Genomic DNA, 22,984 nt, shown 5'->3' with positions numbered 1-22,984 from the left:
AGATGATGAAAACCGGATGCGGCAAGTCTATCACGCCCCCCGCCGCCGCGCTGCGACAAGGGGCTTGACCCGAATACCTCAGGATTGCAGCCGCAGCAGCAAAGCCGGCACATCCTGCCACGTCACCTGGCTTACCTTGAGCAGCGCACCGTCTGCCATGCGCTCGTCCGGCAGTTTTGTTTCAATTCCACCGAGGCGCCGGTACACCCGCCGCGCCGGCAGGTTGCCGTCCAGCACGTGCAGCAGCAGAGCCTGCCCCGGCCAGCGCTGCTGCACCTGCGCGGCAGCCCAGGCCAGCAACAACTTGCCCAGCCCGCTGCCCTGCCATGCCGGCAGCACGTGCAGATTGTCCAGGTAGATGCCCTGCCCTGGCGCGAAATCCGGCTGCAGGCAGACAAAGCCCGCCGCCTCGCCGCCGATGCGGACAATGCAGGCAAGGTATTCGCCGGCCGGCGCGGCCATGCGCTGCTGCCATTTATCGCGCATTTCCTGCTCGCAGGGGCCATCCAGATAGCTATCCGGCAACACGCCACGGTAGGCCACGCGCCAGCTGCGCAGGTGCAGATCGGCCAGCAAGGCGGCATCTTCGGGCAGGGCAACACTCAGAATGGGGGCAGACATGGTAGGCTCCGGCAACGACAAGGGGCATGCTACCCACCTATCGATAACGAGACAAACCATGCAACTCATCCGCTTCGCTTCGCTGCAGGCCACGCCGTGGAAAAACGGCGGCGGCATCACCCGCCAACTGCTGATCCAGCCGCCTGCGGCCAACCTCGACAACTTCACGCTGCGCGTCAGCATTGCCGACGTGGACAGCGACGGCCCGTTCTCCGATTTTTCCGGCATCGACCGCAGCCTGGGCCTGCTGGCCGGCAACGGGCTGGCCCTGTTTGAAGCCGGCGCCAGCATCGCCACGCTGCAGGCCGGCGGCCCGCTGTTCGAATTCGATGGCGGCCGAGCCATCAGCAGCCAGCGCAGCGCCGGCAAGGTGCAGGATTTCAACGTGATGACCCGCCGCGGCGCCGCCAGCCACCAGACGCGGCGCCTGACGCTGCAGGGCACGCAGCCGCTGCAGACAGACGGCCCCACCCTGCTGTTGCTGGCCGCTGGCGACACGCTGCAAGTGGCCGCCGGCAATGAGCCGCAGACGCTGGGCCGCTGGGACGCGCTGTGGCTGGATGCGCCTGCCGCCTTGCAGCTGACCGCAGCACAGCCTTGCGAGCTGATCGTGGTTGCGGTGCAGTTTGCATGAGCGTGGCCTCGCCCTGCATCGGCGTGTGCGAGCTGGACGCCAGCGGCCGCTATTGCACCGGCTGCCTGCGTACCTGTGCCGAGATCGCCGGCTGGCCAGGCGCCAGCGATGCGCAAAAGCAGGTCGTGCTGGCGCGTCTGCAGGCACTGCGTTCGCCAGGTGCCCTGCGCGAGCTGGCCTGCAGCCGTTGCGGCCAGGCTTTCCACTGCGGCAGCGGCGGCAAACTGGGCGGCTGCTGGTGCGCCGACCTGCCGCCCCGCCCCATTCCGGCCGCCGGCGGCAGTAGCGACTGCCTGTGTCCGCGCTGCCTGCAACAGTTGGCCGCATCCTGAGAAATGCAAAAACCCCGGCACCTGGCCGGGGTTTTTGCTGCTGCGCCGGGTTTACTCGGCGCGTGCTGCCGCCAGCGCCTTGCGCCTGGCCAGCAGCGTGCCGGTCAGCACCACCAGCGCCGCGCCCAGCGCGCCGGCGACTTGCTGCGTCCAGCCCGGCAAGGTGCCGGTGAAGTCGGCCAGGCCCTTGTCGGTAAGCAGCATCGAGCCGCCGATCCAGCCCAGCAGGCCACCGCCAACGGTGATCACGATGGGGAAGCGATCCATCAGCTTCAACACCAGCTGGCTACCCCACACGATGATGGGGATGGAAATCACGATACCGAACACCACCAGCGCCAGGCTGCCGTGCGACGCCCCGGCCACGGCGATGACGTTGTCGAAGCTCATCACCGCATCGGCCACGATGATGGTTTTCACCGCGCCCCACAGGTGGCTGCTGCCCTGCACCTCGTGGCCGTCGTCATCCTCGCCCACCAGCAGCTTCATGCCGATCCACAGCAACAGCAGGCCGCCGGCCAGTTTGAGGAACGGTACATCCAGCACCTGCAGCGCAAAGGCAATCAGCAGCACACGCAGGCCGATGGCACCGACCACGCCCCAGAAAATGCCCTTCTTGCGCTGCTCCTCCGGCAGGCTGCGGCAGGCCAGCGCGATCACCACCGCGTTGTCGCCCCCCAGCAGGATATCGATCATCACGATCTGCAGCACCGACACCCAGAACGTGCTCTCTCCCAGCATTGCCAGCATTTGTTCTTCCTCCTTTATGCCAAACCGGACGCTTGGCAGTATTGCAGCCCAGCCTTTCAAAAAGCTGTCAGTACAGCATATCCCAGACCAGTTTGCAGATCAGTACCGTCACCAGCACCAGGAACAGCATGCGCACGAAACCGGCGCCCTTGCGCATGGCGATCCACGAACCGGTCAGCGCGCCGGCCACGTTGCAGGCCGCCATCGGCAGCGCAAAGCCGAACAGCACATTGCCGCTGGGCACGAAAAAGCACAGCGCCGCCACGTTGGTAGCCAGGTTCACCACCTTGGCGGCCGCCGAAGCATGCAGGAAGTCGAAGGCGAAGAAGCGCACGAACAGGAACATCAGGAAGCTGCCGGTGCCCGGCCCGAACAGGCCGTCGTAGAAGCCGATGCCGCCACCGATGGCCAGCCCCACCAGCATTTCGCGGCGGCCGATGGCTACCGGCTTGTGCAGCTTGCCCAGATCCTTCTTGTGCAGGGTGTAGGCCGCCATGGCGATCAGCAGCACCACCACCAGCGGGCGCATTACCTCGCGCGGAATCAGGCTCACCGCCGCCGCGCCGGCAAACGACATCACAAACGCCGCCGCCGCCGCCGGCAGTACCAGATTCCACGGCAGGCGCACGCGCCGCAGGTAGGAACGGGCGGCTGACAGCGTGCCAAACGCCGAGGACATCTTGTTGGTGCCGAACAGCGTGGCCACCGACTGCTGTGGCAGGGCGCTGAACAGCGCGGGAATCTGGATCAGGCCACCACCACCCACGGCGGCATCGATCAGGCCGGCCAGATAGGCGAACAGACACAGAAAGGCCAGTGTCAGCATGAGTATCCTTTCGGCAAAAAGCCGCCATTGTAACGGCTTTGCCAATGGCAGACAGGGCCAAGATGCGACACTTGCTCCGAAGTAGTGCCTTGCTTACGCCAGCGCTCTGGCAGAATGTTAATTTTCTTTTTCCGGCCACTGCCATGACCATGGAACAACTCGGCTACATCGCCGCCCTGCTCACCACCGGCAGTTTTCTGCCGCAGGTGCTGCACACCCTGAAAAGCCGCGACACCCGCAGCATTTCGCTGGCCATGTACCTGATGTTCGTCGCCGGTACCGTGCTGTGGCTGCTGTATGGCTGGTCCATCAACTCGCTGCCGGTGGTTGCGGCCAACTTCATCACCCTGCTGCTGTCGTCCATCATCCTGGCCATGAAACTGCGCCAGGTGTCGCGCGACCGCGGCTGAGCAGGCATCGCAGAAGGCACAAGACCCCGCGCAGCGGGGCCTTGTCATGTGTGCGGCTGGCGCTTACTTGGCACTTACTTGCCGACGCTGTGCAACAGCGGCTCCACCAACCCGCTGAAGCCTTCCCAGATGATCTGCACCCCCAGACACAGCAGGATGAAGGCGGTCAGGCGCAGGAACACCACCGCCCCGGTCTGCCCCAGGTAGCCCATCAGCCGGTCGGCGTAGAGCAGGCACCACCAGATCAGCAGGCAGGTTACCGATACCGCCGCCACCGCCGCCAGCGGCGCGAGGGTGAAACGCTCCAGCGCCTTGCCGGTACTGGTCAGCGAGGCGCCCACGGTAATGGCCACCGAAATCGACCCCGGCCCCACGGTGAGCGGGAAAGTCAGCGGGTAGAAGGCGCGCTGCTTCAGCGTTTCGCGGTTTTCCAGCTTGCTCACGCTGGGCGTGTTTTCCGCCGGGTTGTCGTTGAGCATGCGCCAGGCCGCAATCGTGATCAGCAGGCCGCCGGAAATCTGCACCACCGGCAGCGACACGCCAAAGAAGCTCAGCACGAAGCCGCCGATATACATGCTGCCCAGCAGCAGCAGGAAGCAGTAGACGGCAATGCGGCGCGCCAGGAACGCCCGCTGCGCCTGGCTGTTGTGCGAGGTCAGCGAGATGAAGAAAGGCACCAGCCCCGGCGGGTTGATGATGGGCAGCAGCGCCGCCGCCACGAACAGAAACTTGCTGACAAACAGGGACAACACGGGACTCATGCGGGGGCTCCCGCCAGGTACGCCTGCCGCGCCCTGGCTTGTTTTATTGATAATCGCGATGATTCTAGCATTGCGGCCAACGTTGGCCGCAAGGGCAAAACAAAACGCCGCACGGTGTGCGGCGTCGGGTTCAGGTCGAACAAGCGGGTTTACGCTTCCGCTGCCGGCAGCGCGATGCGGTCGTCCTTGCTGAACTGGTAGTCGTGGAACACGTGCTCGGCGCTCAACAGCTGGTAGCTGCCGTCTGCCTTGCGCACGGTGGTGTCCTTCAGACGGTAGGTGTACTGGCCGCAGGTCCAGCAGTCGAAGTTGCGCATGTGGGTGCACAGGCAGGTCTTGTCCATCACCTTCACGCGGCGCTCGTCCGGGTGGGCAGCCACTTCGCGGTTGTAGGCCTCGATGTACTGGCAGCTGCCGCTGGCATCCAGCAGGTAGCCGTAGGCTTCGCAGTTCGGGCGGATGCCGTCGCCGATGGCCGGGCACTGCTTGATCATGCGCATCGGGTAGCCGGTAGGCGACAGCTGGTTGACTTCGATGTCTTCCTCGTCGGCCTTGAAGTACTCCTGCTTGATCTTGTCCGGCAGGCCGCATTCGCGGGTCACGGTGAAGCGGGTAGCTACCTGCACGCCGCTGGCGCCCATTTCCAGGAAGCGCACCGCATCGCTGCCGGTGAAGATGCCGCCGGCGGCGATCAGCGGGATGTCGAGGTTTTCCGCCTTCATCCAGTCGCGGATTTCCACCACGATGTCGGCCAGGTTGTACTGGTCCCAGTCCATGCCGAAGCCCAGGTGGCCGCCGGCCAGCGGGCCTTCGATCACCACGTAGTCCGGCAGGCGCTTGGTACGTGCGGTCTTTTTCAGGAACAGCTGCAGCGCGCGCAGCGAGGACACGATGATGCCGAGCTTGGCTTCACGGAAGCGCGGGTGGTCTTCCAGCAGCGCAAACGAGCCCAGGTGCAGACCAGCCGCCAGGGTGATGCCGTCGATGCCGGCATCCAGCGCCGCGTGCATACGCACTTTCAGCGTCTCCTTCGGCGCGTTCATGGTCAGCTTTTCCATGCAGTTGATGAAGATCAGGCCATTGCCCTGCTTGGCATCCATCGCACTGCGCACGTGCAGGCGGGTGGCGTCGGCCAGCTCCTGCAGGTCGAACTTCACCACCGACTTGTCGGTGTTCTCGACGTTGAACTTGTACTGTTTGAGCTTGTTCTTGACGTACTTGGTATTGAAGCGGCGGTCGGCCACGGTGGGCACCATCGCATCCGAGATATGGCCGATACCACCCAGGCGGGCCACTTCCAGCGCCAGCGAGGCGGTGGAAATATCAACGCCCATGCCACCCTGCATGATCGGCACCAGCTCGTGCTCGCCCAGGCGCAGGCGGAAATCATCAACACATTTCATTTCTAACAACACTCTCCGTAAGACTGGGCGGCATTATACGGCAATCCGTCTGCCGTAGAGCTTTTGCTCATTTAAGGCCCAGCGAAACCGGCGCGCGCAGTGCGCGCCGCTCATTCGTACAAGGCGGTATCCCCGCTCACACCCGGAAAGACCACCATGCCCTGAAAGCGCATGCCCACCGCCTCCAGCACCGCGGCAGACGCGCGGTTGTCCGGGTGGATGTAGGCAACGATGGGCGACAGCTGCAATTCCTCGCGCCCGTACACCAGGCAGGCCTCGGCCGCCTCGCGGGCATAGCCGCTGCCACGGGCATGCGGCAGCAAGGCATAGCCCAGATCCACGTGCGGCATATTGTCGCGGCGGATCAGCCCGCACATGCCCAGCGCCACGCCGTCCTCCTGCCGCGCCACACACCACAGCCCGTGCCCGTAGCGGGCATAGCTGGCCAGCGGGCCATCGTGCAGGTAGGCAATGGCCTGTTCCTGGCTGCGAATGCCGCGGTCGGCAACGTAGCGGATAAAATCCGGGTCGGTCAGCACCCCCAGCACCACGTCGGTATCCTGCAGGGTGAACTCGCGCAGGATCAGGCGTGCAGTTCGAATCGGCAGCATGACATCCTCTTCCGGCCGCCCGCCGGCCAACGCCGGCATACGGCACCACGCCGGCGACAAGCCTGCCGGCAAACAGCAAGGTTTACCCCGCCCCTTTGGCGAGGGCTGGCGCACGGTAACAGGAATGGCGCCACAGGGCAAAAGCCGTTGTCATGTTTGATGTTTTCCGCGCAGCGGTGCTTGATATTCGCCACCCTGCCCCAAGTTAGGCAGCTGGCGCCTTATCGCTTGCTACCAAACGCAAGACGCAACCTTTACCACAGGAAACTTTCATGTCCATTACCGTCAACGGTGTTGAAATTACCGAAGCCATGGTGCAAGCCGAGCTGCCGAGCCACGAAGATACGCCGAATCCGCGTGACGCAGCCATCCAGCAACTGGTGCTGCATCGTCTGCTGCTGGAAAAGGCCCGTGCCAGCGGCTACGACAATGCCAACGAAGGCGAAGCCATCGGCGCGCTGCTGGACAAGGAACTGCAATTCGCACCGGTGGACGAAGCCGCCTGCGAGGCCTACTACACCGCTCACCCGGAATACTTCCGCCAGGGTGACAGCGCCGCCGCCAGCCATATCCTGTTCAAGACCGAAGGCGGCGACGAGCTGGCCAAATCGCTGACTCGCGCCAAAGCCGAAGGCGTACTGGCCGAAGTGCAGGCCAACCCGGCGCGCTTCGCCGACCTGGCCCGTGAACATTCCGCCTGCCCGTCCAGCCAGCAGGGCGGCGCCCTGGGCCAGTTCGGTCGCGGCCAGATGGTGCCGGAATTCGAACAGGCGGTATTCGGCACCGACGCCGGCAACATCACCCCGAACCTGGTGGAAACCCAGTTCGGCTACCACATCATCCAGGTAACCGGCCGCAGCGAAGGTGGCCAGATCAGCCTGGAAGAAGTGAAGCCGCGCCTGCAGCAGTACCTGAACGAAATGGCTGCCCGCCAGGCCATGCACGACTACCTGAACACCCTGGTGAAGGCTGCCGACATCCAGGGCTTCAACATGCCGGGCTAAGCTCGCCAGGCAAACAGCACAACGGCCGGGGTTCCCCCGGCCTTTTTTGTTGGCCGCATTACGCAGAAAGCATTTCAAGCTGTCATTACTTCGGACTAGACTTAGCACTACTTCTTCAAAGTCGGGACCGAACCCATGTTGATGCACCCCTTCTTCAAGCTGATGGCGGACAAGCGGGCCAGCGACCTGTTCTTTACCGCCGACATGGCGCCGCAGATCAAGATCGAAGGCACCATCATGCCGGTCAACGACAAACCGTTCACCGGCGAGCAGGTCAAGCGGCTGGCCTACAGCCTGATGAGCGAGGAAGAAATCACCGAGTTCGAAGCCAATCTGGAAATGAACTTCGGTCGCCAGGTGGAAGAGCTGGGCAACTACCGGGTGAACATCTTCCGCCAGCGCGGCGACGTGGCGCTGGTGATCCGCTTCATCGCGCCGGTGATTCCCAGCCTGGAACACCTGCACCTGCCCACCAGCCTGCAGGAGCTGGTACAGCTCAAGCGCGGTCTGGTATTCGTGGTGGGCGCCACCGGCTCCGGCAAAAGCTCCACCGTGGCCGCCATGCTCGACCACCGCAACCGCAACCAGAGCGGCCACATCCTTACCGTGGAGGACCCGATCGAATTCGTGTTCGAACACAAGAAGAGCATGGTCAACCAGCGCGAAATCGGCATCGACACCCTGAGCTACGGCAATGCGCTGAAGAACGCCATGCGCGAGGCGCCGGACGTGCTGATGATCGGCGAGATCCGCGACGCGGAAACCCTGACCTACGCCATCAACTACGCGCAATCCGGCCACCTGTGCATTTCCACCCTGCACGGCAACAACAGCTACCACACGCTGAACCGCATCATCAGCTTCTTCCCGCTGGAAAACCGCACCGCACTGCTGATGGACCTGTCGGAAACGCTGAAAGCCGTGCTGTCGCAACGCCTGGTACCCACGCTCGACGGCAAGCGCCGCCCGGCGATGGAACTGCTGATCAACACGCCGCACATTGCCGAGCTGATTCGCAACGGCGAGATCGGCAAGATCAAGGAAGCGATCGAGGCCAGCATGAGCGACGGCTCGCAGACCTTTGAGCAATCGCTGTTCCGCCTGTACAAGGCCGGCTACATCAGCCTGGATACCGCCATGCAGTACGCCGACTCGCCAACCAACCTGTACTGGCTGATCAACCACGAAAGCGCCAGCAAGACCGCCAGCCCCGGTGACAGCGACAACCAGGCCAGTTTTTCCGGCTTCACCCTGGAGCACTAGCCACTCCCCATCTCCGCTTGCGGCCACCCCTGGCCGCAGCGGCTGCCGATTGCAGCCGCCGCCATGTTTCGGGACAATGGCCGGCAGTTTCCGCCGCGGCGCCGGCCTGGCGCCCGTACCGACAGCAATAGGCACCACACACCCATGATTACCCTGTACGGCATTCCCAATTGCGACACGGTCAAGAAAGCCCGCCAGTGGCTGACCGCGCAAGACCTGGACTACACCTTCCACGACTTCAAGAAACAGGGCGTTGACGCCGCGCTGCTGCAGCGCTGGATCGCTGGCATCGGCCTGGACAAGCTGATCAACCGCGCCGGCACCACCTGGCGCGCGCTCAGCGATGCAGAAAAAGCGCAGGCCGACAGCAACGAGGGCGCCATCGCCCTGTTGCAGGCCAAGCCGTCCATCATCAAGCGCCCGGTGCTGGATAACGCCGGCAAGCTCAGCGTCGGCTTCAAGGCCGACACCTGGCAGGAGGCCTTCGGCAAATGAGCGCAACCCTGGAACTGACCCAGCAGCTGATGCAGCTCGACTCCATCACCCCGCGTGACGAGGGCTGCCAGGAGCTGATGATCGCCCGCCTGGAAGACATGGGCTTCACCATCGAGCGCATGCCGTTTGCCGACGTGAGCAACTTCTGGGCGCACCGCGGCCACAGCGGCCCGCTGCTGTGCTTTGCCGGCCACACCGACGTGGTGCCCACCGGCCCGGTGGAACAGTGGCAGAGCCACCCCTTCCACCCCACCATCCGCAACGGCCACCTGTTCGGCCGCGGCGCTGCCGACATGAAAGCCTCGCTGGCCGCCTTCATCACCGCCACCGAGCGCTTCGTTGCCGCCAAACCGGAGCACGACGGCATCATCGCCTTCCTGATCACCTCCGACGAGGAAGGCGTGGCCACCGACGGCACCGTGCGCGTGGTGGACGCGCTGGAAGCACGCGGCCAGCATATCGACTACTGCATCGTGGGCGAGCCGACTTCCGACCAGGTATTCGGCGACACCATCAAGAACGGCCGCCGCGGCTCGCTGTCCGGCCACCTGATCGTGCATGGCATCCAGGGCCACATCGCCTACCCGCAGCTGGCAAAGAACCCCATCCACCTGGCCGCGCCGGCGCTGACGGCACTGGCCGCCGAGGTATGGGACAACGGCAACGAGCACTTCCCGCCCACCAGCTGGCAGGTCTCCAACATCCACGCCGGCACCGGTGCGGTGAACGTGATTCCCGGCCACTGCGACATCAAGTTCAACTTCCGCTTCTCCACCGAGCACACCGCCGACTCGCTGAAGGATCGCGTACACCAGATCCTGGACAGCCACGGCCTGGCCTACGAGCTGCACTGGGCGCTGTCCGGCAACCCGTTCATCACCCAGCCGGGCCGCCTCACCGACGCCATCGGCAGCGCCATTCACGAAGTGGCCGGCGTGGAGACCCAGCTGTCCACCACCGGCGGCACCTCGGACGGCCGCTTCATCAAGCGCATCGCCCGCGAGCTGGTGGAATTCGGCCCGATCAACGCCAGCATTCACAAGCTGAATGAGTGCGTGAGCGTGGACGACCTCGAACCGCTGGCGCAGGTGTACGAGAAGACGCTGCACAAGCTGCTGGGTTGAGCGCAGGCACTCCAATGCATCCCGCCAAGGTTGTCCGCCACCGCGTCGCCTGCCTTACCGACTTGCCCAATATCGGGCCGGCCGGCGCCGCGGATCTTCGCCTGCTGGGAATCAACAAGCCGGAAGACCTGATAGGACAGGATGCGTTGGCGCTATTTGAGCGCCTGTGCGCCATCACCGCCAGCAAGCACGACCCCTGCGTGCTGGACGTGCTGATGTCGGTAGTCGACTTCATGGCAGGCGGAGAACCCAAACCGTGGTGGCAGTACACGGCACAACGCAAGCGTCTGCTCTCGGAAAGCCGGTAGCGCAGGTAGCGGCCGCAAGGTGGGCAAAGGCCATGCAGCGTGCAGTTGCGCGCAACAAACAAAAAAACCGCACGGAAACGTGCGGTTTTTTCTGGCAAACGGCATGCGGCCAACGTTGGCCGCATCAGTCCAGGCTGCGTCGTTCATACATCGCCTGCGCCAGCGTACCCGGGTCGACATGTTCCAGTTCGCCGCCCACCGGCATGCCGCGCGCGATGCGCGTCACCCGCAGGCCCTGCGCCTTGAGCATCTCGCCGATCAGGTGTGCAGTCACCTCGCCTTCGGCGGTGAAGTTGGTGGCAATCACCACCTCCTGCACCTTGCCGTCGCTGGCGCGTGCCACCAGCTTGTCCAGTTCAAGATCCTGCGGGCCGACGCCATCCATCGGCGACAGCCGCCCCATCAGCACGAAGTACAGCCCGTCGTAGCTGCGCGACTGCTCCAGCATCAGCAGGTCAGCCGGCATTTCCACTACGCACAACAGCTCCTGGCGACGCTCCTCGTCGGCGCAGACATTGCACAGCGGCACTTCGCTGAAGGTATTGCAACGCTCGCAGTGACGCAGATTGAGCAGTGCGCTGTCCAGCGCGCGCGCCAGCCGGTCGGCACCTGTTCTGTCCTTCTGCAGCAGGTGAAAGGCCATGCGCTGCGCGGACTTGGGGCCGACACCGGGCAGCACCTTGAGCGCGGCAATCAGCTGATCTAGCGAGGGAGGGTTTTTCATACACGGATATCCAGACCGTAACGGCGGGCCAAGCGGCGATGACGCCAGACAAAGATCAAATACACCAGCCGCCGTGACAGCGGCAACAGACCGCGCCAGCGCGGCACAAATGCCACCCGGTCGACCAGTTCGCAGCTGCTGGCATCCAGCGGAACGACACGGCGGCGATGCCACCACCGGCGCTGTGACAGCATGCTGGAGCGCTCGTCAAACGACAGCATGCGCAAACGCTGCAGCCCCAGGCGATCGCACTCCACCGGCAGACAGCCGAACAGCCACAGCCAGCAGCGGCCCAGCTGCAGATTGTCCGCCTCGGCCGGCAACACGCCGGCAGGCAGGCTCATCCTGAGCCAGGGAAACATCTCGTCGCGGATGCCGGAAACGGAAATGGCCCGTTGCCACACTTCGTGCGCCGGTGCCTTCAGGCGCAGGCGCAAGGTAAAGTGGGCAAAACGGGCCATGGCCGCGCCGTCTGGCGATCAGAACGGGAACTTCATCCCGGCCGGCAGGTTCATGCCGGCGCTGAAGCCCGCCATGCGCTGCTGGGTGGTTTCGTCGACCTTGCGCGCGGCGTCGTTGAACGCGGCGGCGATCAGGTCTTCCAGCATATCCTTGTCTTCCTTGGCGTCTTCCAGCAGGCCATCGCTGATGGCAACGCGGCGTACCACGTGCGCGCAGCTCATGGTGACTTTCACCAGACCGTTGCCGGCCTGGCCTTCCACGTCAACATTGGCCAGCTCTTCCTGTGCCTTTTTCATGTTGTCCTGCATTTGTTGAGCCTGCTTCATCAGGCCCGCGATACCGGCTTTGCCAAACATCGTGTGCTACTCCTGAACGGGTTGTATGGTTTCGGCCAACAGCATGGCGCCCATGTCGCGCACCAGCTGTTGTACCAGGGGATCGTTTTCCATGTACTGCCGGGCGGCGGCCTGCTGTTCGCGCCGCGCACGCGCATCGCGCATCGCCGGGGTTTCCATGTCCAGCGTTTCGACGCTGACACGCAGCTGCACCTCGCGGCCGAGGTGGGCGGACAACACCGCCTTCAGCTTGTTCTGATAATCGGGGCCGGCCAGGTTACGGAAGGCCTCCGGCACCGCCAGTTCAAATATCTGCTCATTCCAGGACTTAAGAACCGCATTCTGCGCCAGCATGCGCGCGGTGCCCATCCTGGCGCTGAGCGTGCCGATCAGCGCAGCCCAGTCACCATCGAAACGCGGCGTATCGTACCCGCTGGCGGCGGCAGCGTCACCCTGGGCGTAGGCGGCCAGTTCGGCGTCCTCGTCCATCAGGTAGCTGGGCAGCGTCTCTTCCGGCTCCGGCTCGCGCTCGTCGTCCCCGGCCTCCTCCTGCTGCGGCGCGGCAGGCGCAACGGCGGGCGGCGTGGCCGCAACCGGGCGCTCCGGCGCACGCACCGGCTGCGCAACCGGTGCGGCCACCGGCTGCTCTTCCCACGGCGGCGGGGCTTCCGGCGGCGCTGCCTGCGTTACGGTGGCAGCGCGCGGAGCGGGTGACGGCGGCGGTGGCGGCGCTACCGGTCGCGCCACCTCGGCGGCGGGCGCTGCCGCCGGCCGCGCGGGCTCGGGTTCGGGTTCGGCTGCCGGCGCCTTGTCGGCGGACGGCACGCTGCGCTCGCTCTTGCCACTCATCTGTGCCAGCAGCGCCTTCACCGGCGAGGCGCCGGCCGACGGTGCGGCCACACTGGGGGCGGCTTGCGGCGCCGGGGCGCTGCCCTGCGGGCGGGCGCTCGGCAATGGTCGCGCGGCGCTTTCACCAGCGTGCAGCGGGTGGAAGGCCAGCATGCGCAGCATGGTCATGGAGAAGCCGGCATGTTCGTCCGGCGCCAGCGCCAGGTCGCGGCGGCCATGCAGCGCAATCTGGTAGTACAGCTGGATGTCCTCGGCGCCGATGCGCTGCGCCAGCGCGAACAGCACATCGCGCTCCGGTTCGTCGGAGGCGATGGCATCCGGCACGGTCTGCGCCAGCGCCAGCTGGTGCAGCAGGCTGGCCAGCTCGGCCAGCGCGTTGTCGAAGCCGATGCCGCGTGCGGCCAACGTTTCCACCTCGGCCATCAGCTGTGCGCCGTCGCCATCGGCCAGCGCGTCCAGCAGTACAAACAGGTAACGCTTGTCCACCGCGCCCAGCATGGCACGCACGCCGTCTTCGCGCACTTCGCCCACGCCGTAGGCAATGGCCTGGTCCAGCAGCGACAGTGCATCGCGCATGGAGCCGGCGGCGGCGCGGCCCAGCAGTGCCAGCGCCGGCGTTTCGTACACCACGCCCTCGGCATCCAGCACGTGCGCCAGGTGGCCGGCCACCTGCTGCGGCGTCATGTTGCGCAGGCTGAACTGCAGGCAGCGCGACAGCACCGTGACCGGCACTTTCTGCGGGTCGGTGGTGGCGAGGATGAATTTGACGTGCGCCGGCGGCTCTTCCAGCGTCTTGAGCATGGCGTTGAAGGCGCTCTTCGACAGCATGTGCACTTCGTCGATGATGTACACCTTGAAGCGGCCCATGGTCGGCGCGTACTGCGCGTTCTCCAGCACCTCGCGGATATTGTCGATGCCGGTGTTGGAAGCGGCGTCGATCTCCAGCAGGTCGACATAGCGGCCGCTGTCGATCTGGCGGCAGGCCTGGCACTCGCCGCAGGGCTCGGCGCCGGTGCCGGTTTCGCAGTTCAGACTCTTGGCCAGGATGCGGGCGATGGTGGTCTTGCCCACGCCGCGGGTACCGGTGAGCAGGTAGGCATGGTGCAGGCGCGACTCACGCAGCGCGTTGGACAGCGCGCGTACCACGTGCTCCTGGCCGACCAGGTCGGCAAAGCGCTTGGGGCGCCACTTGCGGGCGAGAACTTGATAAGTCATAGCTGACAATTCTAGCAGTTTTTAAACCAGGGCCGACACCGGCTGCTACGCCAGTCGCGCCCCCTTATCAGTTGACTGCCGGGGCGGAGGCGTCCTGGTTGGCCACGGCCGGCACCGGGGCGTAGCGCACCGCCAGGTAGCGGTTGCGGATCTCCTGCGCCAGCTCTTGCGCCACCATCGCGTACAGAGTGCTCTTGTTGTAGCGGGTGATGGTGTAGAAATTGTTAAGGCCCAGCCAGTAGCGCGTGTCGCCCGGCGCCACCTCCAGCGGCACCAGCACCGCCAGCGCCTCGTCACGCACCGGCGCGCGCGGCACGATGCCCTTGGCCTTCAGCTCAGCCACGGTGTAGTGCAGGTTGAACTTGTCGGCCACCAGCTCGTCGATGGCCGCGCCCGGCGTCACGTCGACCGGCACCACCACGTCGTCCCCCACCAGCCAGCCATGCTGCTGGAAATAGTTGCCCACGCTGCCAATGGCATCGGCCGGGTTGTTCCAGATGTCGCGATGGCCGTCGCCATCGAAATCCACTGCCCATTTGCGGAAGCTGGACGGCATGAACTGCGGCATGCCGATGGCGCCGGCGTAGCTGCCTTTCAGACTCAGCGCGTTGACGTTCTCGCTGTGCGCCAGGCGGAAGAACTCGGCCAGCTCACCGCGGAAGAATTCGGCGCGGCGCGGGTAATCGAAGGCCAGCGTGCTCAGCACATCGGCCAGGCGGAAGCTGCCGGTAACGCGGCCGTAGCGGGTTTCGATGCCCAGGATGGCCACGATCATCTCCGGCGCCACGCCGAACTGCTGCTGCGCGCGCTGCAGCGTTGCCTCGTTCTTCTGCCAGAAGGCCACGCCTTCCTGCAGCAGCTTCTCGTTATAGAAATTGGGGCGGAACTGGTACCACGGCCGCGCGGTGGACGGCTTGTCCATGATGGTGATCACATTGGGCTTGGCGTCGACATTGGCGAACACCGTCTCCAGCTCGGCACGACTCACCTCGCCACTGGCCACCTGTTCATCGATAAAGCGCTGTACATCGGGGCGCATCAGCAGCCCCACGTCCGCCTGGGCGGCGGAAACGGAGGCCAGCATGGCCGCCAGGGCCAAACGGCGCAAGGCACGCATGGAAAGACTCCTGTTAGGTTGGCCGCAAGCCGCTCGGGCCTGCCGCCCGCTCACATTGCCGCGCATTGGCGGGCAATCGTGAGCCGGCGCTTGGAGCCTGTTTACGATCTCAGACTCTTACGGCTGATCATTGAAATTCAGTACGCTGGACACCAGGCGCGCGGTGATATCGACGATGGGAATCACGCGCTCGTAATCCATGCGCGTCGGCCCCACTACGCCCAGCGTGCCCACCACCTGACCATTGAGCCGGTATGGGGCGGTGACCACGCTGCAGTCGTCCAGCGGCACTACGCCGGACTCCTCGCCGATGAACAGGCTCACGCCGGAGGCGCGCCGGCTCTGCTCCAGCAGCTGCAGCAGCTCGGTCTTGCGCTGGAAGGTGTCGAACAGCTCGCGCAGGCGCGACAGGTCGCTGGAAAAGTCGCTGACCGCCAGCAGGCGGCCCTCGCCGCGGATCACGATGTCATCGCCGCCCGGCAGCGCCTGGCGGCCGAACTGGATCGCCGCCGCCATCAGCTCGGAAATATTGCCCTGCAGCTGGCGCAGCTCGGTTTCCACGCGGCTGGCCACGCTGTCCAGCTGCTGGCCGGCGTAATGCTGGTTGAGGAAGTTGGCCGCCTCCACCAGTTCGCCCGGCGTGTAATCGCGGCCGGTATGAAACAGGTGGTTCTGCACGTCGCCATCCAGCGTCACCAGGATCAGCAGGATGCGGCGCTCGGACAGGCGCAGGAACTCCACCTGGCGAAAGGCGGCATCGGCGCGCTGCGGCGTCATCACCACCCCGGCGAACTGGGTCAGTTCCGACAGCATCTGCGAGGCAGCCTGCACCACGCGCTGCGGGCTGTCCGGCTGGATGCCGCTCTTGAGCTCGGCCAGCGTCGGCGGTGCCAGCTGCTGCACGGTGAGCAGCCGGTCGACAAACAGCCGGTAACCTCGCGGCGTGGGAATGCGCCCGGCCGAGGTGTGCGGCGAGGCGATCAGGCCCATGTCTTCCAGCTCGGCCAGCATGTTGCGGATGGATGCCGACGACAGCTCCAGCCCGGAAACCGCGGCCAGGGTCTTGGATGCCACCGGTTGCCCGTCGGCGATATAGCGCTCGACCAGTACCTTGAGCAGATGTTGCGTGCGTTCGTTCAGCATGATCGCATTCTGTCACAGCTGCCGCCCATCTCAAAAGCCCCCGCCATCCCGGCCAGCCAGGGGCGACACCGGCTTGGCCGCATGATGATTTGTGCGATAATCCGCCGCCTGGTTCCCTGTCTGCCGCCACCGGGTGTGGCGCGCATACATCGTTGATTGCGTTTTTATTTGGCACGCCGAATGAAAACGTACATAATCAAAAAAACCTTCCCGATATGCCGTTTTGAACGAATGGAGTAAGCATGGCAGCCGAAGACAAGAGCAAAGCCCTGGCCGCAGCGCTGGCACAGATCGAAAAGCAGTTTGGCAAAGGCTCGATCATGCGCATGAGCGACAACCAGATCACCGAGAACCTGCAGGTGATCAGCACCGGTTCGCTCGGCCTGGACCTGGCACTGGGCGTCGGCGGCCTGCCGCGTGGCCGTGTAGTGGAAATCTACGGCCCGGAATCCTCCGGCAAGACCACGCTGTGTCTGCAGGTAGTAGCCGAGGCACAGAAACTGGGCGGCACCTGCGCCTACATCGACGCGGAAAACGCGCTGGACCCGCAATACGCGCAGAAACTGGGCGTTTCGGTGGAACAGCTGCTGATCTCGCAGCCGGATACCGGTGAACAGGCGCTGGAAATCGCCGACATGCTGGTACGCTCCGGCGGTGTGGACGTGATCGTGGTGGACTCGGTAGCCGCACTGGTGCCGAAGGCGGAAATCGAAGGCGAAATGGGCGACAACCACGTCGGCCTGCACGCCCGCCTGATGAGCCAGGCACTGCGCAAGCTCACCGGCAACATCAAGCGCACCAACACCCTGGTGATCTTCATCAACCAGATCCGCATGAAGATCGGCGTGATGTTCGGCAGCCCGGAAACCACCACCGGCGGTAACGCGCTGAAGTTCTACGCCTCGGTGCGCATGGACATCCGCCGCATCGGCGGCATCAAGAAGGGCGAGGAGATCATCGGCAACGAGACCCGCGTCAAAGTGGTGAAGAACAAGGTTTCCCCGCCGTTCAAGCAGGCCAACTTCGACATCCTGTACGGAGAGGGCATCAGCCGTGAAGGCGAGATCGTCGAACTGGGCGTGGAGCACGAGCTGATCGAGAAATCCGGCGCCTGGTACAGCTACAACGGCCAGAAGATCGGCCAGGGCAAGGACAACACCCGCCTGTGGCTGAAGGACAACCCGGAAATCGCCCGCGAGATCGAACGCAAGGTCCGCGAATCGGTAGGCGTGAACGTGCAGATTACCGAAGGCCAGCCGGATGAAGACGAACTGGTTGACGACACCTTCGACGCCTGATGACCGGCAGCGGTAAAAGCCTCAGGGCGCGAGCCGTCGATCTTCTGTCCCGCCGCGAGTATTCGCGGCTGGAGCTGAAGCGGCGGCTCGCGCCTTTTGCCGAATCGGCAGAAGAGCTGGACGCCCTGCTCGACGAGTTGGCCGCACGCCACTGGCAGTCGGACAGCCGCTTTGCCGAGCAGTTTGCAGCCAGCCGCGCCAGCAAGTACGGCAGCCGCCGCATCGCCATGGAAATGCGCGAGCGCGGCATTGACCGCGACACCATCCGCGAGGCGCTGACCGAGCAGGACGACCTGGCCACCGCGCGCGCGCTGTGGCGCAGGAAATTCGGCCAGCCGCCGGCCGATGCCGCCGAGCGCGCCAGGCAGATGCGCTTTCTCGCCAGCCGCGGTTTCGGCATGGACATCATCCGCAAGGTGATCGCCGGCTGCGACGACTTTCCGGACAGCGAATAACGCATTGCAACAAAGTCGCGCGCCGCGACCCTGCATCAACCCTTGCCAGCACTGGCAAGGGTTGCCACAATCGAGCCGATACCTTCGCGGCGCTCGCCCCGCGAAGCCAACGATAGCGGAATCAACACACAAACCATGAAAACCTCAGAAATTCGCCAGAAGTTTCTCGGCTTCTTTGCCTCCAAGGGCCACCAGGTAGTGGCTTCCAGCAGCCTGATCCCCGGCAACGACCCGACGCTGATGTTCACCGTCGCCGGCATGGTGCAGTTCAAGGATGTGTTCCTGGGCTTCGAGAAGCGCGACTACACCCGCGCCACCACCAGCCAGAAATGCCTGCGCGCCGGCGGCAAGCACAACGACCTGGAAAACGTTGGCTACACCGCGCGCCACCACACTTTCTTCGAAATGCTGGGCAACTTCAGCTTCGGCGACTACTTCAAGCGCGATGCCATCACCTTCGCCTGGGAGTTCCTCACCGGCAAGGACTGGCTGAACCTGCCGCAGGACAAGCTGATGGTCACCGTGTACGCCAGCGATGACGAGGCTTACGACATCTGGCACAAGACCGTCGGCCTGCCGGCGGAAAAGATCGTGCGCATCGGCGACAACAAGGGCGCGCCGTACGCCTCCGACAACTTCTGGACCATGGGTGACACCGGCCCGTGCGGCCCGTGTACCGAGATCTTCTTCGACCACGGCCCGTCCGTGGCCGGCGGCCCTCCGGGCAGCCCGGATGAAGACGGCGACCGCTTCATGGAGATCTGGAACAACGTATTCATGCAGTTCAACCGCGACGAGACCGGCACCCTGCACCCGCTGCCGAAGCCGTCCGTGGATACCGGCATGGGCCTGGAGCGCCTGTCCACCGTGCTGCAGGGCGTGCACTCCAACTACGAAACCGACGGTCTGGCCTGCCTGGTACGCGCCGCCGCACGCGAAACCGGCCTGCCGTACAGCCAGGACGTGCCGTCGCTGAAAGTGATCGCCGACCACATCCGCGCCTGCTCCTTCATGATCGCCGACGGCATCCTGCCGTCCAGCGACGGCCGCGGCTACGTGCTGCGCCGCATCGCCCGCCGCGCCATCCGCCACGGCTACAAGCTGGGCCAGAAAGGCCTGTTCTTCCATAAGATCGTTGCCGACCTGGTAACGGAAATGGGCGATGCCTACCCGGAGCTGCGCCAGAAGCAGGCGGTGATCGAGGACGCGCTGCGCCAGGAAGAAATCAAGTTTGCCGAGACCCTGGACACCGGCATGGCGCTGGTGGATGCCGCGCTGGAAGGCGGCAAGACCGCCATGGACGGCGACACCGTATTCAAGCTGTATGACACCTACGGCTTCCCGGTGGACCTCACCGCCGACATCTGCCGCGAACGCAATATCGAAGTGGATCTGGAAGGCTTCGAGCGCGCCATGGAAGAACAGCGCGCCCGCGCCCGTGCCGCCTCCGCCTTCAAGGTTACCGGCAACGTCAGCTACGACGGCGCCGACACCACCTTCCTCGGCTACGGCAGCAGCAGCGTGGATGCCAAGGTGATTGCCCTGTACAAGGGCACCGAGCCGGTGCAGTCGCTGGCTGAAGGCGACGACGGCATCGTGGTGCTGGACAACACCGCCTTCTACGCCGAAGGCGGCGGTCAGGTGGGCGACGTGGGAGAAATCTCCACCGCCGGTGGCGTGGGCGCCCTGTTCGACGTGGCCGACACCCAGAAGATCAAGTCCGCGGTATTCGGCCACACCGGCCGCCTGGCACGCGGCAGCCTGAGCGTGGGCGACACCGTGCAGGCCACCATCGACCTGCACAAGCGCCAGTCCACCGCGCGCAACCACTCCGCCACCCACCTGCTGCACGCAGCGCTGCGCAAGGTACTGGGCGGCCATGTGGCACAGAAGGGTTCGCTGGTAAACGCCGAGCGCACCCGCTTCGACTTCGCCCACGGCCAGCCGGTATCGGCCGAGGAAATCGCCGAGATCGAACGCGTGGTGAACCACGTGATTGCGGCCAACTATGAAGTCAGCGCCCGCGTAATGGCTTTCGACGACGCGGTACGCGCCGGCGCCATGGCGCTGTTCGGCGAAAAATACGGCGACGAAGTGCGCGTGCTGACCATGGGCGACTTCTCCGCTGAACTGTGCGGCGGTACCCACGTCAACCGTACCGGCGACATCGGCTTCTTCAAGATCGTGTCCGAAGGCGGCGTGGCCGCTGGCGTACGCCGTATCGAAGCCGTGACCGGCGAAGGCGCAGTAGCCCACGTACAGGCGCAGGACAGCCTGCTGAAAGCCGCTGCGGCCAACCTCAAGGCGCAGAGCAGCGACGAAGTGCTGACCAAGATCGGCAACCTGCAGAGCGACATGAAGGCGCTGGAGAAAGAGCTGGCCTCCCTGAAGGCCAAGCTGGCGGCCTCTGCCGGCGACAGCCTGGCCGAGCAGGTACTGGAAGTGAACGGCGTGAAGCTGCTGGCCGCCGAACTGGAAGGCGCCGACAACGCCACCCTGCGCGACACGCTGGACAAGCTGAAGGACAAGCTGGGCTCGGCGCTGATCGTGCTGGGCAGCAAGGCCGACGGCAAGGTAGCGCTGATTGCCGGCGTCACCAAGGACCTCACCGGCCGCTTCAAGGCCGGCGAACTGGTGAACCACGTTGCCCTGCAGGTGGGCGGCAAGGGCGGTGGCCGTCCGGACATGGCCCAGGCCGGCGGCACCCAGCCGGAAAACCTGGCTGCCGCACTGGCCAGCACCCGTGACTGGGTTGCCGGCAAGTAAGCCTCGCCGCGCAATGCAAAACGGCCACCCTCGGGTGGCCGTTTTTGTTGTTGCCGCACTCAACAACCGCAATATGAAGCGCCACTCACACAGGCGCTTGCCCTGTAAGCATGGTCCTTGCCAACAACCCTGCTGCCATCGGGCTTGCCAGCAGCCAAGCATGAGCCACACTGAAAGCAGCCCGGCAACCACCCCACCGAGGTGTCGCATGCGCTCACTGTTCCTGCTTGGCTGTCTGCTGTTCGGTACGCTGTGCCACGCCATGGCGCTGCAGACCGTCACCGAGGACTGGCCACCCTACAACACCCTGCAGAATGCCCAGCAGGCCGATGGCGCCTATGCCCGCGTGGTGCGCACCGCGCTGCAGCGCAGCGGGCTGCCCAGCGACATCCAGGTCTACCCGTGGGCACGCAGCATGGCGCAGACCAGCCTGCGGCCGGATACCCTGCTGTTTGCGCTGGCGCGCATTGCCAGCCGCGAGGATCAGTTCATATGGATAGGCAAGCTGGATGAGCTCAGCGTCTACCTGTGGCGCAGAGCAGGCCAGCAGGCCGGCCAGCACACGCTGCAGCAGATACGCGACTGCTGCAGCATCTGCACCATCCGGCGCGATGCCAGCGAGGAAATCCTGCGGCAACGCGGCTTCGACAATCAGCGGCTGATTGTGGCCAACAGCCACGCCGACTGCCTGCGCCTGGTGCGCAGCGGCACGGTGGACTACCTCGCCCTGCCCTACCCGCCGCTACAGATGCTGCTGCGCCAGCAGGGCCAGACGGTGGACAGCCTGCAGCGCGGCCCGCTGCTGCAGCACTACAGCGTCTACCTTGCCGCCAGCCGTGGCACCCGCCCGCGCGTGATCCAGTCGTTGCGCGACGAGCTGGCCCGTATGGCGCGCAGCGGCGAGAGCCGGAAAATCATTACCGGCACCCTGCTGCAAGCCGGCATCCAGCCCTGATGCCTGGATAGGCGCGGCTTACTGGCGGTGCCACCACCAGCTGGTATCCGGCAGCGGGTCACCGGCCGGCAGCAGCGGATTGGACAGCATGAACACCCGCCGCGGATGGGCACGCAATTCCGCGATCTCCGCCGCATGGTAGCTTTCGAACAGGCGGCGGAAGGAGCCATCGGCCAGTGCCAGCTTCAGGCCGTGTTCGATGCTGTGCGCCAGCGCCAGATTGTCCTTGCGCACCCAGAAATACACCGGGTAAGGAAAGAACAGCGCCACCTTTGGCGCCAGCATCAGCTGCGGGTATTGCAGCCGTCGCTGCAGCAATTCCCGCCTTGCCTCGTTCAGGCCGCGCGGAAACGCATCGAAGCGCCCTGCGGCCAACATGGTGAACAGATTTTCGTAACCTGAAGCCTTCTCCACCTCCAGGCCATTGGCCTGCATTACCGGCACGTCCGCCCAGCTTTCATTCAGGCCGAACCGCAGATGATGCAGGCTATCCAGCGTCAGGTTCTGAAAACGCCCCTGCTCCGCATTACGGATGATCAACACCCGGAAGCCCACCATGCCGCGCATGATGTCCACCTTCACCGGCAGCATGTGCGCCTCGCGCTCGGCATTGGTGCCCAGTGCCAGCACATCGATGGCCGCACCGGCCTGCAGCATGGACATCGCCCGGTCCTGGGACAGCTCTTCGCCATACGGCTGCAGCTGCGGCGCCTCGCCCGGCTGGGCGTGCGCCAGCGCCAGCTCCAGCAGCTTCCAGCGGTACTCGTAGATCGGCCCTACCGGGAAATAATGCAGCGGAGCCGCCTGACACGGCAGCAGGGCGCACAGCAAGGCAAGCCCCGCCAGGAGGGGGCCAAACGAGAACGAAAGAAGGCGGCGCATCGTGATAAGCATCGTGGCCCTGCGGATGGATGATTGACGGCCCTGGCTGGCGGGCCACCGACTCTGCCCGTCAGAAATTCAGCATAGATAAATACAAGCTGCCCGGCGAGCGTAGCCATTACGGATATGAAAAAACCCACGGCATATACCGTGGGTTTTGTCTTTGGCTCCCCGAGCTGGGCTCGAACCAGCGACCTGCGGATTAACAGTCCGTCGCTCTACCAACTGAGCTATCAGGGAA

At 64.8% G+C, this 22,984-nt stretch carries 25 protein-coding genes and 1 tRNA gene; 12 read left to right on the top strand and 14 right to left on the bottom strand.

Annotation, left to right across the window (positions count from 1 at the left end):
- Positions 1-78: 78 nt before the first annotated feature.
- Positions 79-621, bottom strand: a complete 543-nt coding sequence (locus PSELUDRAFT_RS12050) for a GNAT family N-acetyltransferase (RefSeq protein WP_088967074.1) — start codon at positions 619-621, stop codon at positions 79-81.
- Positions 622-679: 58 nt separating this feature from the next.
- On the opposite strand from PSELUDRAFT_RS12050, the gene PSELUDRAFT_RS12045 reads away from it, so the two are divergent.
- Positions 680-1,255, top strand: a complete 576-nt coding sequence (locus tag PSELUDRAFT_RS12045) for a HutD family protein (protein WP_157725104.1) — start codon at positions 680-682, stop codon at positions 1,253-1,255.
- A complete protein-coding gene (locus tag PSELUDRAFT_RS12040) occupies positions 1,252-1,587 on the top strand; it encodes a cysteine-rich CWC family protein (RefSeq protein WP_088967072.1) in 336 nt (111 codons plus the stop codon). Before PSELUDRAFT_RS12045 ends, PSELUDRAFT_RS12040 begins: the two co-directional genes overlap by 4 nt.
- 51 nt (positions 1,588-1,638) lie before the next feature.
- Here PSELUDRAFT_RS12040 and PSELUDRAFT_RS12035 read toward each other — a convergent pair whose 3' ends face one another.
- Together PSELUDRAFT_RS12035 and PSELUDRAFT_RS12030 are read right to left on the bottom strand one after the other, a co-directional pair.
- Complete coding sequence (locus PSELUDRAFT_RS12035) at positions 1,639-2,337, bottom strand: TerC family protein (RefSeq protein ID WP_088967071.1); 699 nt, start codon at positions 2,335-2,337, stop codon at positions 1,639-1,641.
- Positions 2,338-2,404: 67 nt separating this feature from the next.
- On the bottom strand, positions 2,405-3,163 hold the full coding sequence (locus PSELUDRAFT_RS12030; RefSeq protein ID WP_088967070.1) for a TSUP family transporter: 759 nt from the start codon (positions 3,161-3,163) through the stop codon (positions 2,405-2,407).
- A 143-nt stretch (positions 3,164-3,306) separates the two neighbouring features.
- Between PSELUDRAFT_RS12030 and PSELUDRAFT_RS12025 the strand changes: the two genes are divergently transcribed.
- On the top strand, positions 3,307-3,573 hold the full coding sequence (locus tag PSELUDRAFT_RS12025; RefSeq protein ID WP_088967069.1) for a SemiSWEET transporter: 267 nt from the start codon (positions 3,307-3,309) through the stop codon (positions 3,571-3,573).
- Positions 3,574-3,647: 74 nt separating this feature from the next.
- Here PSELUDRAFT_RS12025 and PSELUDRAFT_RS12020 read toward each other — a convergent pair whose 3' ends face one another.
- From PSELUDRAFT_RS12020 to PSELUDRAFT_RS12010, 3 genes are all read right to left on the bottom strand, one after another.
- Positions 3,648-4,334: a MarC family protein gene (locus PSELUDRAFT_RS12020; RefSeq protein ID WP_164497429.1), complete on the bottom strand. Its 687-nt coding sequence runs from the start codon at positions 4,332-4,334 to the stop codon at positions 3,648-3,650.
- 149 nt (positions 4,335-4,483) lie between these two features.
- Positions 4,484-5,737: a nitronate monooxygenase gene (locus PSELUDRAFT_RS12015; protein ID WP_088967068.1), complete on the bottom strand. Its 1,254-nt coding sequence runs from the start codon at positions 5,735-5,737 to the stop codon at positions 4,484-4,486.
- A 110-nt stretch (positions 5,738-5,847) separates the two neighbouring features.
- Entirely contained in the window at positions 5,848-6,348 is a 501-nt protein-coding gene (locus PSELUDRAFT_RS12010) for a GNAT family N-acetyltransferase (protein ID WP_197693856.1), read from the bottom strand.
- A gap of 272 nt (positions 6,349-6,620) precedes the next feature.
- Between PSELUDRAFT_RS12010 and PSELUDRAFT_RS12005 the strand changes: the two genes are divergently transcribed.
- The 5 genes from PSELUDRAFT_RS12005 to PSELUDRAFT_RS11985 all read left to right on the top strand — a co-directional run bounded on the left by PSELUDRAFT_RS12005 (position 6,621) and on the right by PSELUDRAFT_RS11985 (position 10,542).
- A complete protein-coding gene (locus tag PSELUDRAFT_RS12005) occupies positions 6,621-7,352 on the top strand; it encodes a peptidylprolyl isomerase (RefSeq protein ID WP_088967067.1) in 732 nt (243 codons plus the stop codon).
- Positions 7,353-7,487: 135 nt separating this feature from the next.
- Complete coding sequence (locus PSELUDRAFT_RS12000; RefSeq protein WP_088967066.1) at positions 7,488-8,615, top strand: PilT/PilU family type 4a pilus ATPase; 1,128 nt, start codon at positions 7,488-7,490, stop codon at positions 8,613-8,615.
- Positions 8,616-8,759: 144 nt separating this feature from the next.
- On the top strand, positions 8,760-9,110 hold the full coding sequence (locus PSELUDRAFT_RS11995) for an ArsC family reductase (protein ID WP_088967065.1): 351 nt from the start codon (positions 8,760-8,762) through the stop codon (positions 9,108-9,110).
- A complete protein-coding gene (dapE, locus tag PSELUDRAFT_RS11990; protein WP_088967064.1) occupies positions 9,107-10,234 on the top strand; it encodes a succinyl-diaminopimelate desuccinylase in 1,128 nt (375 codons plus the stop codon). Before PSELUDRAFT_RS11995 ends, dapE begins: the two co-directional genes overlap by 4 nt.
- Positions 10,235-10,248: 14 nt before the next feature.
- Positions 10,249-10,542: a helix-hairpin-helix domain-containing protein gene (locus tag PSELUDRAFT_RS11985; RefSeq protein ID WP_088967063.1), complete on the top strand. Its 294-nt coding sequence runs from the start codon at positions 10,249-10,251 to the stop codon at positions 10,540-10,542.
- A 124-nt stretch (positions 10,543-10,666) separates the two neighbouring features.
- On the opposite strand, the gene recR is transcribed toward PSELUDRAFT_RS11985, so the two are convergent.
- The 6 genes from recR to hrcA form a co-directional block, all read right to left on the bottom strand.
- Complete coding sequence (gene recR, locus PSELUDRAFT_RS11980; RefSeq protein ID WP_088967062.1) at positions 10,667-11,266, bottom strand: recombination mediator RecR; 600 nt, start codon at positions 11,264-11,266, stop codon at positions 10,667-10,669.
- On the bottom strand, positions 11,263-11,727 hold the full coding sequence (locus PSELUDRAFT_RS11975; RefSeq protein ID WP_088967061.1) for a hypothetical protein: 465 nt from the start codon (positions 11,725-11,727) through the stop codon (positions 11,263-11,265). The genes recR and PSELUDRAFT_RS11975 overlap by 4 nt, the downstream gene beginning before the upstream one ends.
- Before the next feature lie 18 nt (positions 11,728-11,745).
- A complete protein-coding gene (locus PSELUDRAFT_RS11970) occupies positions 11,746-12,084 on the bottom strand; it encodes a YbaB/EbfC family nucleoid-associated protein (protein ID WP_088967060.1) in 339 nt (112 codons plus the stop codon).
- A gap of 6 nt (positions 12,085-12,090) precedes the next feature.
- Entirely contained in the window at positions 12,091-14,127 is a 2,037-nt protein-coding gene (dnaX, locus tag PSELUDRAFT_RS11965) for a DNA polymerase III subunit gamma/tau (RefSeq protein WP_088967059.1), read from the bottom strand.
- Positions 14,128-14,194: 67 nt separating this feature from the next.
- On the bottom strand, positions 14,195-15,244 hold the full coding sequence (mltB, locus tag PSELUDRAFT_RS11960; protein ID WP_088967058.1) for a lytic murein transglycosylase B: 1,050 nt from the start codon (positions 15,242-15,244) through the stop codon (positions 14,195-14,197).
- Positions 15,245-15,361: 117 nt separating this feature from the next.
- Entirely contained in the window at positions 15,362-16,387 is a 1,026-nt protein-coding gene (gene hrcA, locus PSELUDRAFT_RS11955) for a heat-inducible transcriptional repressor HrcA (protein WP_088967057.1), read from the bottom strand.
- A 242-nt stretch (positions 16,388-16,629) separates the two neighbouring features.
- Between hrcA and recA the strand changes: the two genes are divergently transcribed.
- The 4 genes from recA to PSELUDRAFT_RS11935 all read left to right on the top strand — a co-directional run bounded on the left by recA (position 16,630) and on the right by PSELUDRAFT_RS11935 (position 21,861).
- The gene (recA, locus tag PSELUDRAFT_RS11950) at positions 16,630-17,685 is read left to right on the top strand and encodes a recombinase RecA (RefSeq protein WP_088967056.1); all 1,056 of its coding nucleotides are present in this window, start codon (positions 16,630-16,632) and stop codon (positions 17,683-17,685) included.
- Positions 17,685-18,140 (top strand): recombination regulator RecX, encoded by a 456-nt coding sequence (gene recX / locus PSELUDRAFT_RS11945; protein ID WP_088967055.1) that lies wholly within the window; start codon positions 17,685-17,687, stop codon positions 18,138-18,140. Before recA ends, recX begins: the two co-directional genes overlap by 1 nt.
- Positions 18,141-18,275: 135 nt before the next feature.
- Entirely contained in the window at positions 18,276-20,906 is a 2,631-nt protein-coding gene (alaS, locus tag PSELUDRAFT_RS11940) for an alanine--tRNA ligase (protein ID WP_088967054.1), read from the top strand.
- A 208-nt stretch (positions 20,907-21,114) separates the two neighbouring features.
- Entirely contained in the window at positions 21,115-21,861 is a 747-nt protein-coding gene (locus tag PSELUDRAFT_RS11935) for an ABC transporter substrate-binding protein (protein WP_157725103.1), read from the top strand.
- An 18-nt stretch (positions 21,862-21,879) separates the two neighbouring features.
- On the opposite strand, the gene PSELUDRAFT_RS11930 is transcribed toward PSELUDRAFT_RS11935, so the two are convergent.
- Together PSELUDRAFT_RS11930 and PSELUDRAFT_RS11925 are read right to left on the bottom strand one after the other, a co-directional pair.
- Positions 21,880-22,692, bottom strand: coding sequence for an ABC transporter substrate-binding protein (locus PSELUDRAFT_RS11930; RefSeq protein ID WP_197693855.1), 813 nt, complete (start codon positions 22,690-22,692; stop codon positions 21,880-21,882).
- A gap of 215 nt (positions 22,693-22,907) precedes the next feature.
- A tRNA-Asn gene (locus tag PSELUDRAFT_RS11925) sits at positions 22,908-22,983 on the bottom strand.
- Between the last annotated feature and the right edge of the window lies 1 nt (position 22,984).

This window comes from Vogesella sp. LIG4 (assembly GCF_900090205.1).
Classification (GTDB): Bacteria; Pseudomonadota; Gammaproteobacteria; order Burkholderiales; family Chromobacteriaceae; genus Vogesella.
Note: the sequence above shows the minus strand (reverse complement) of the source record. Positions and strands in the feature narration are given on the sequence as shown.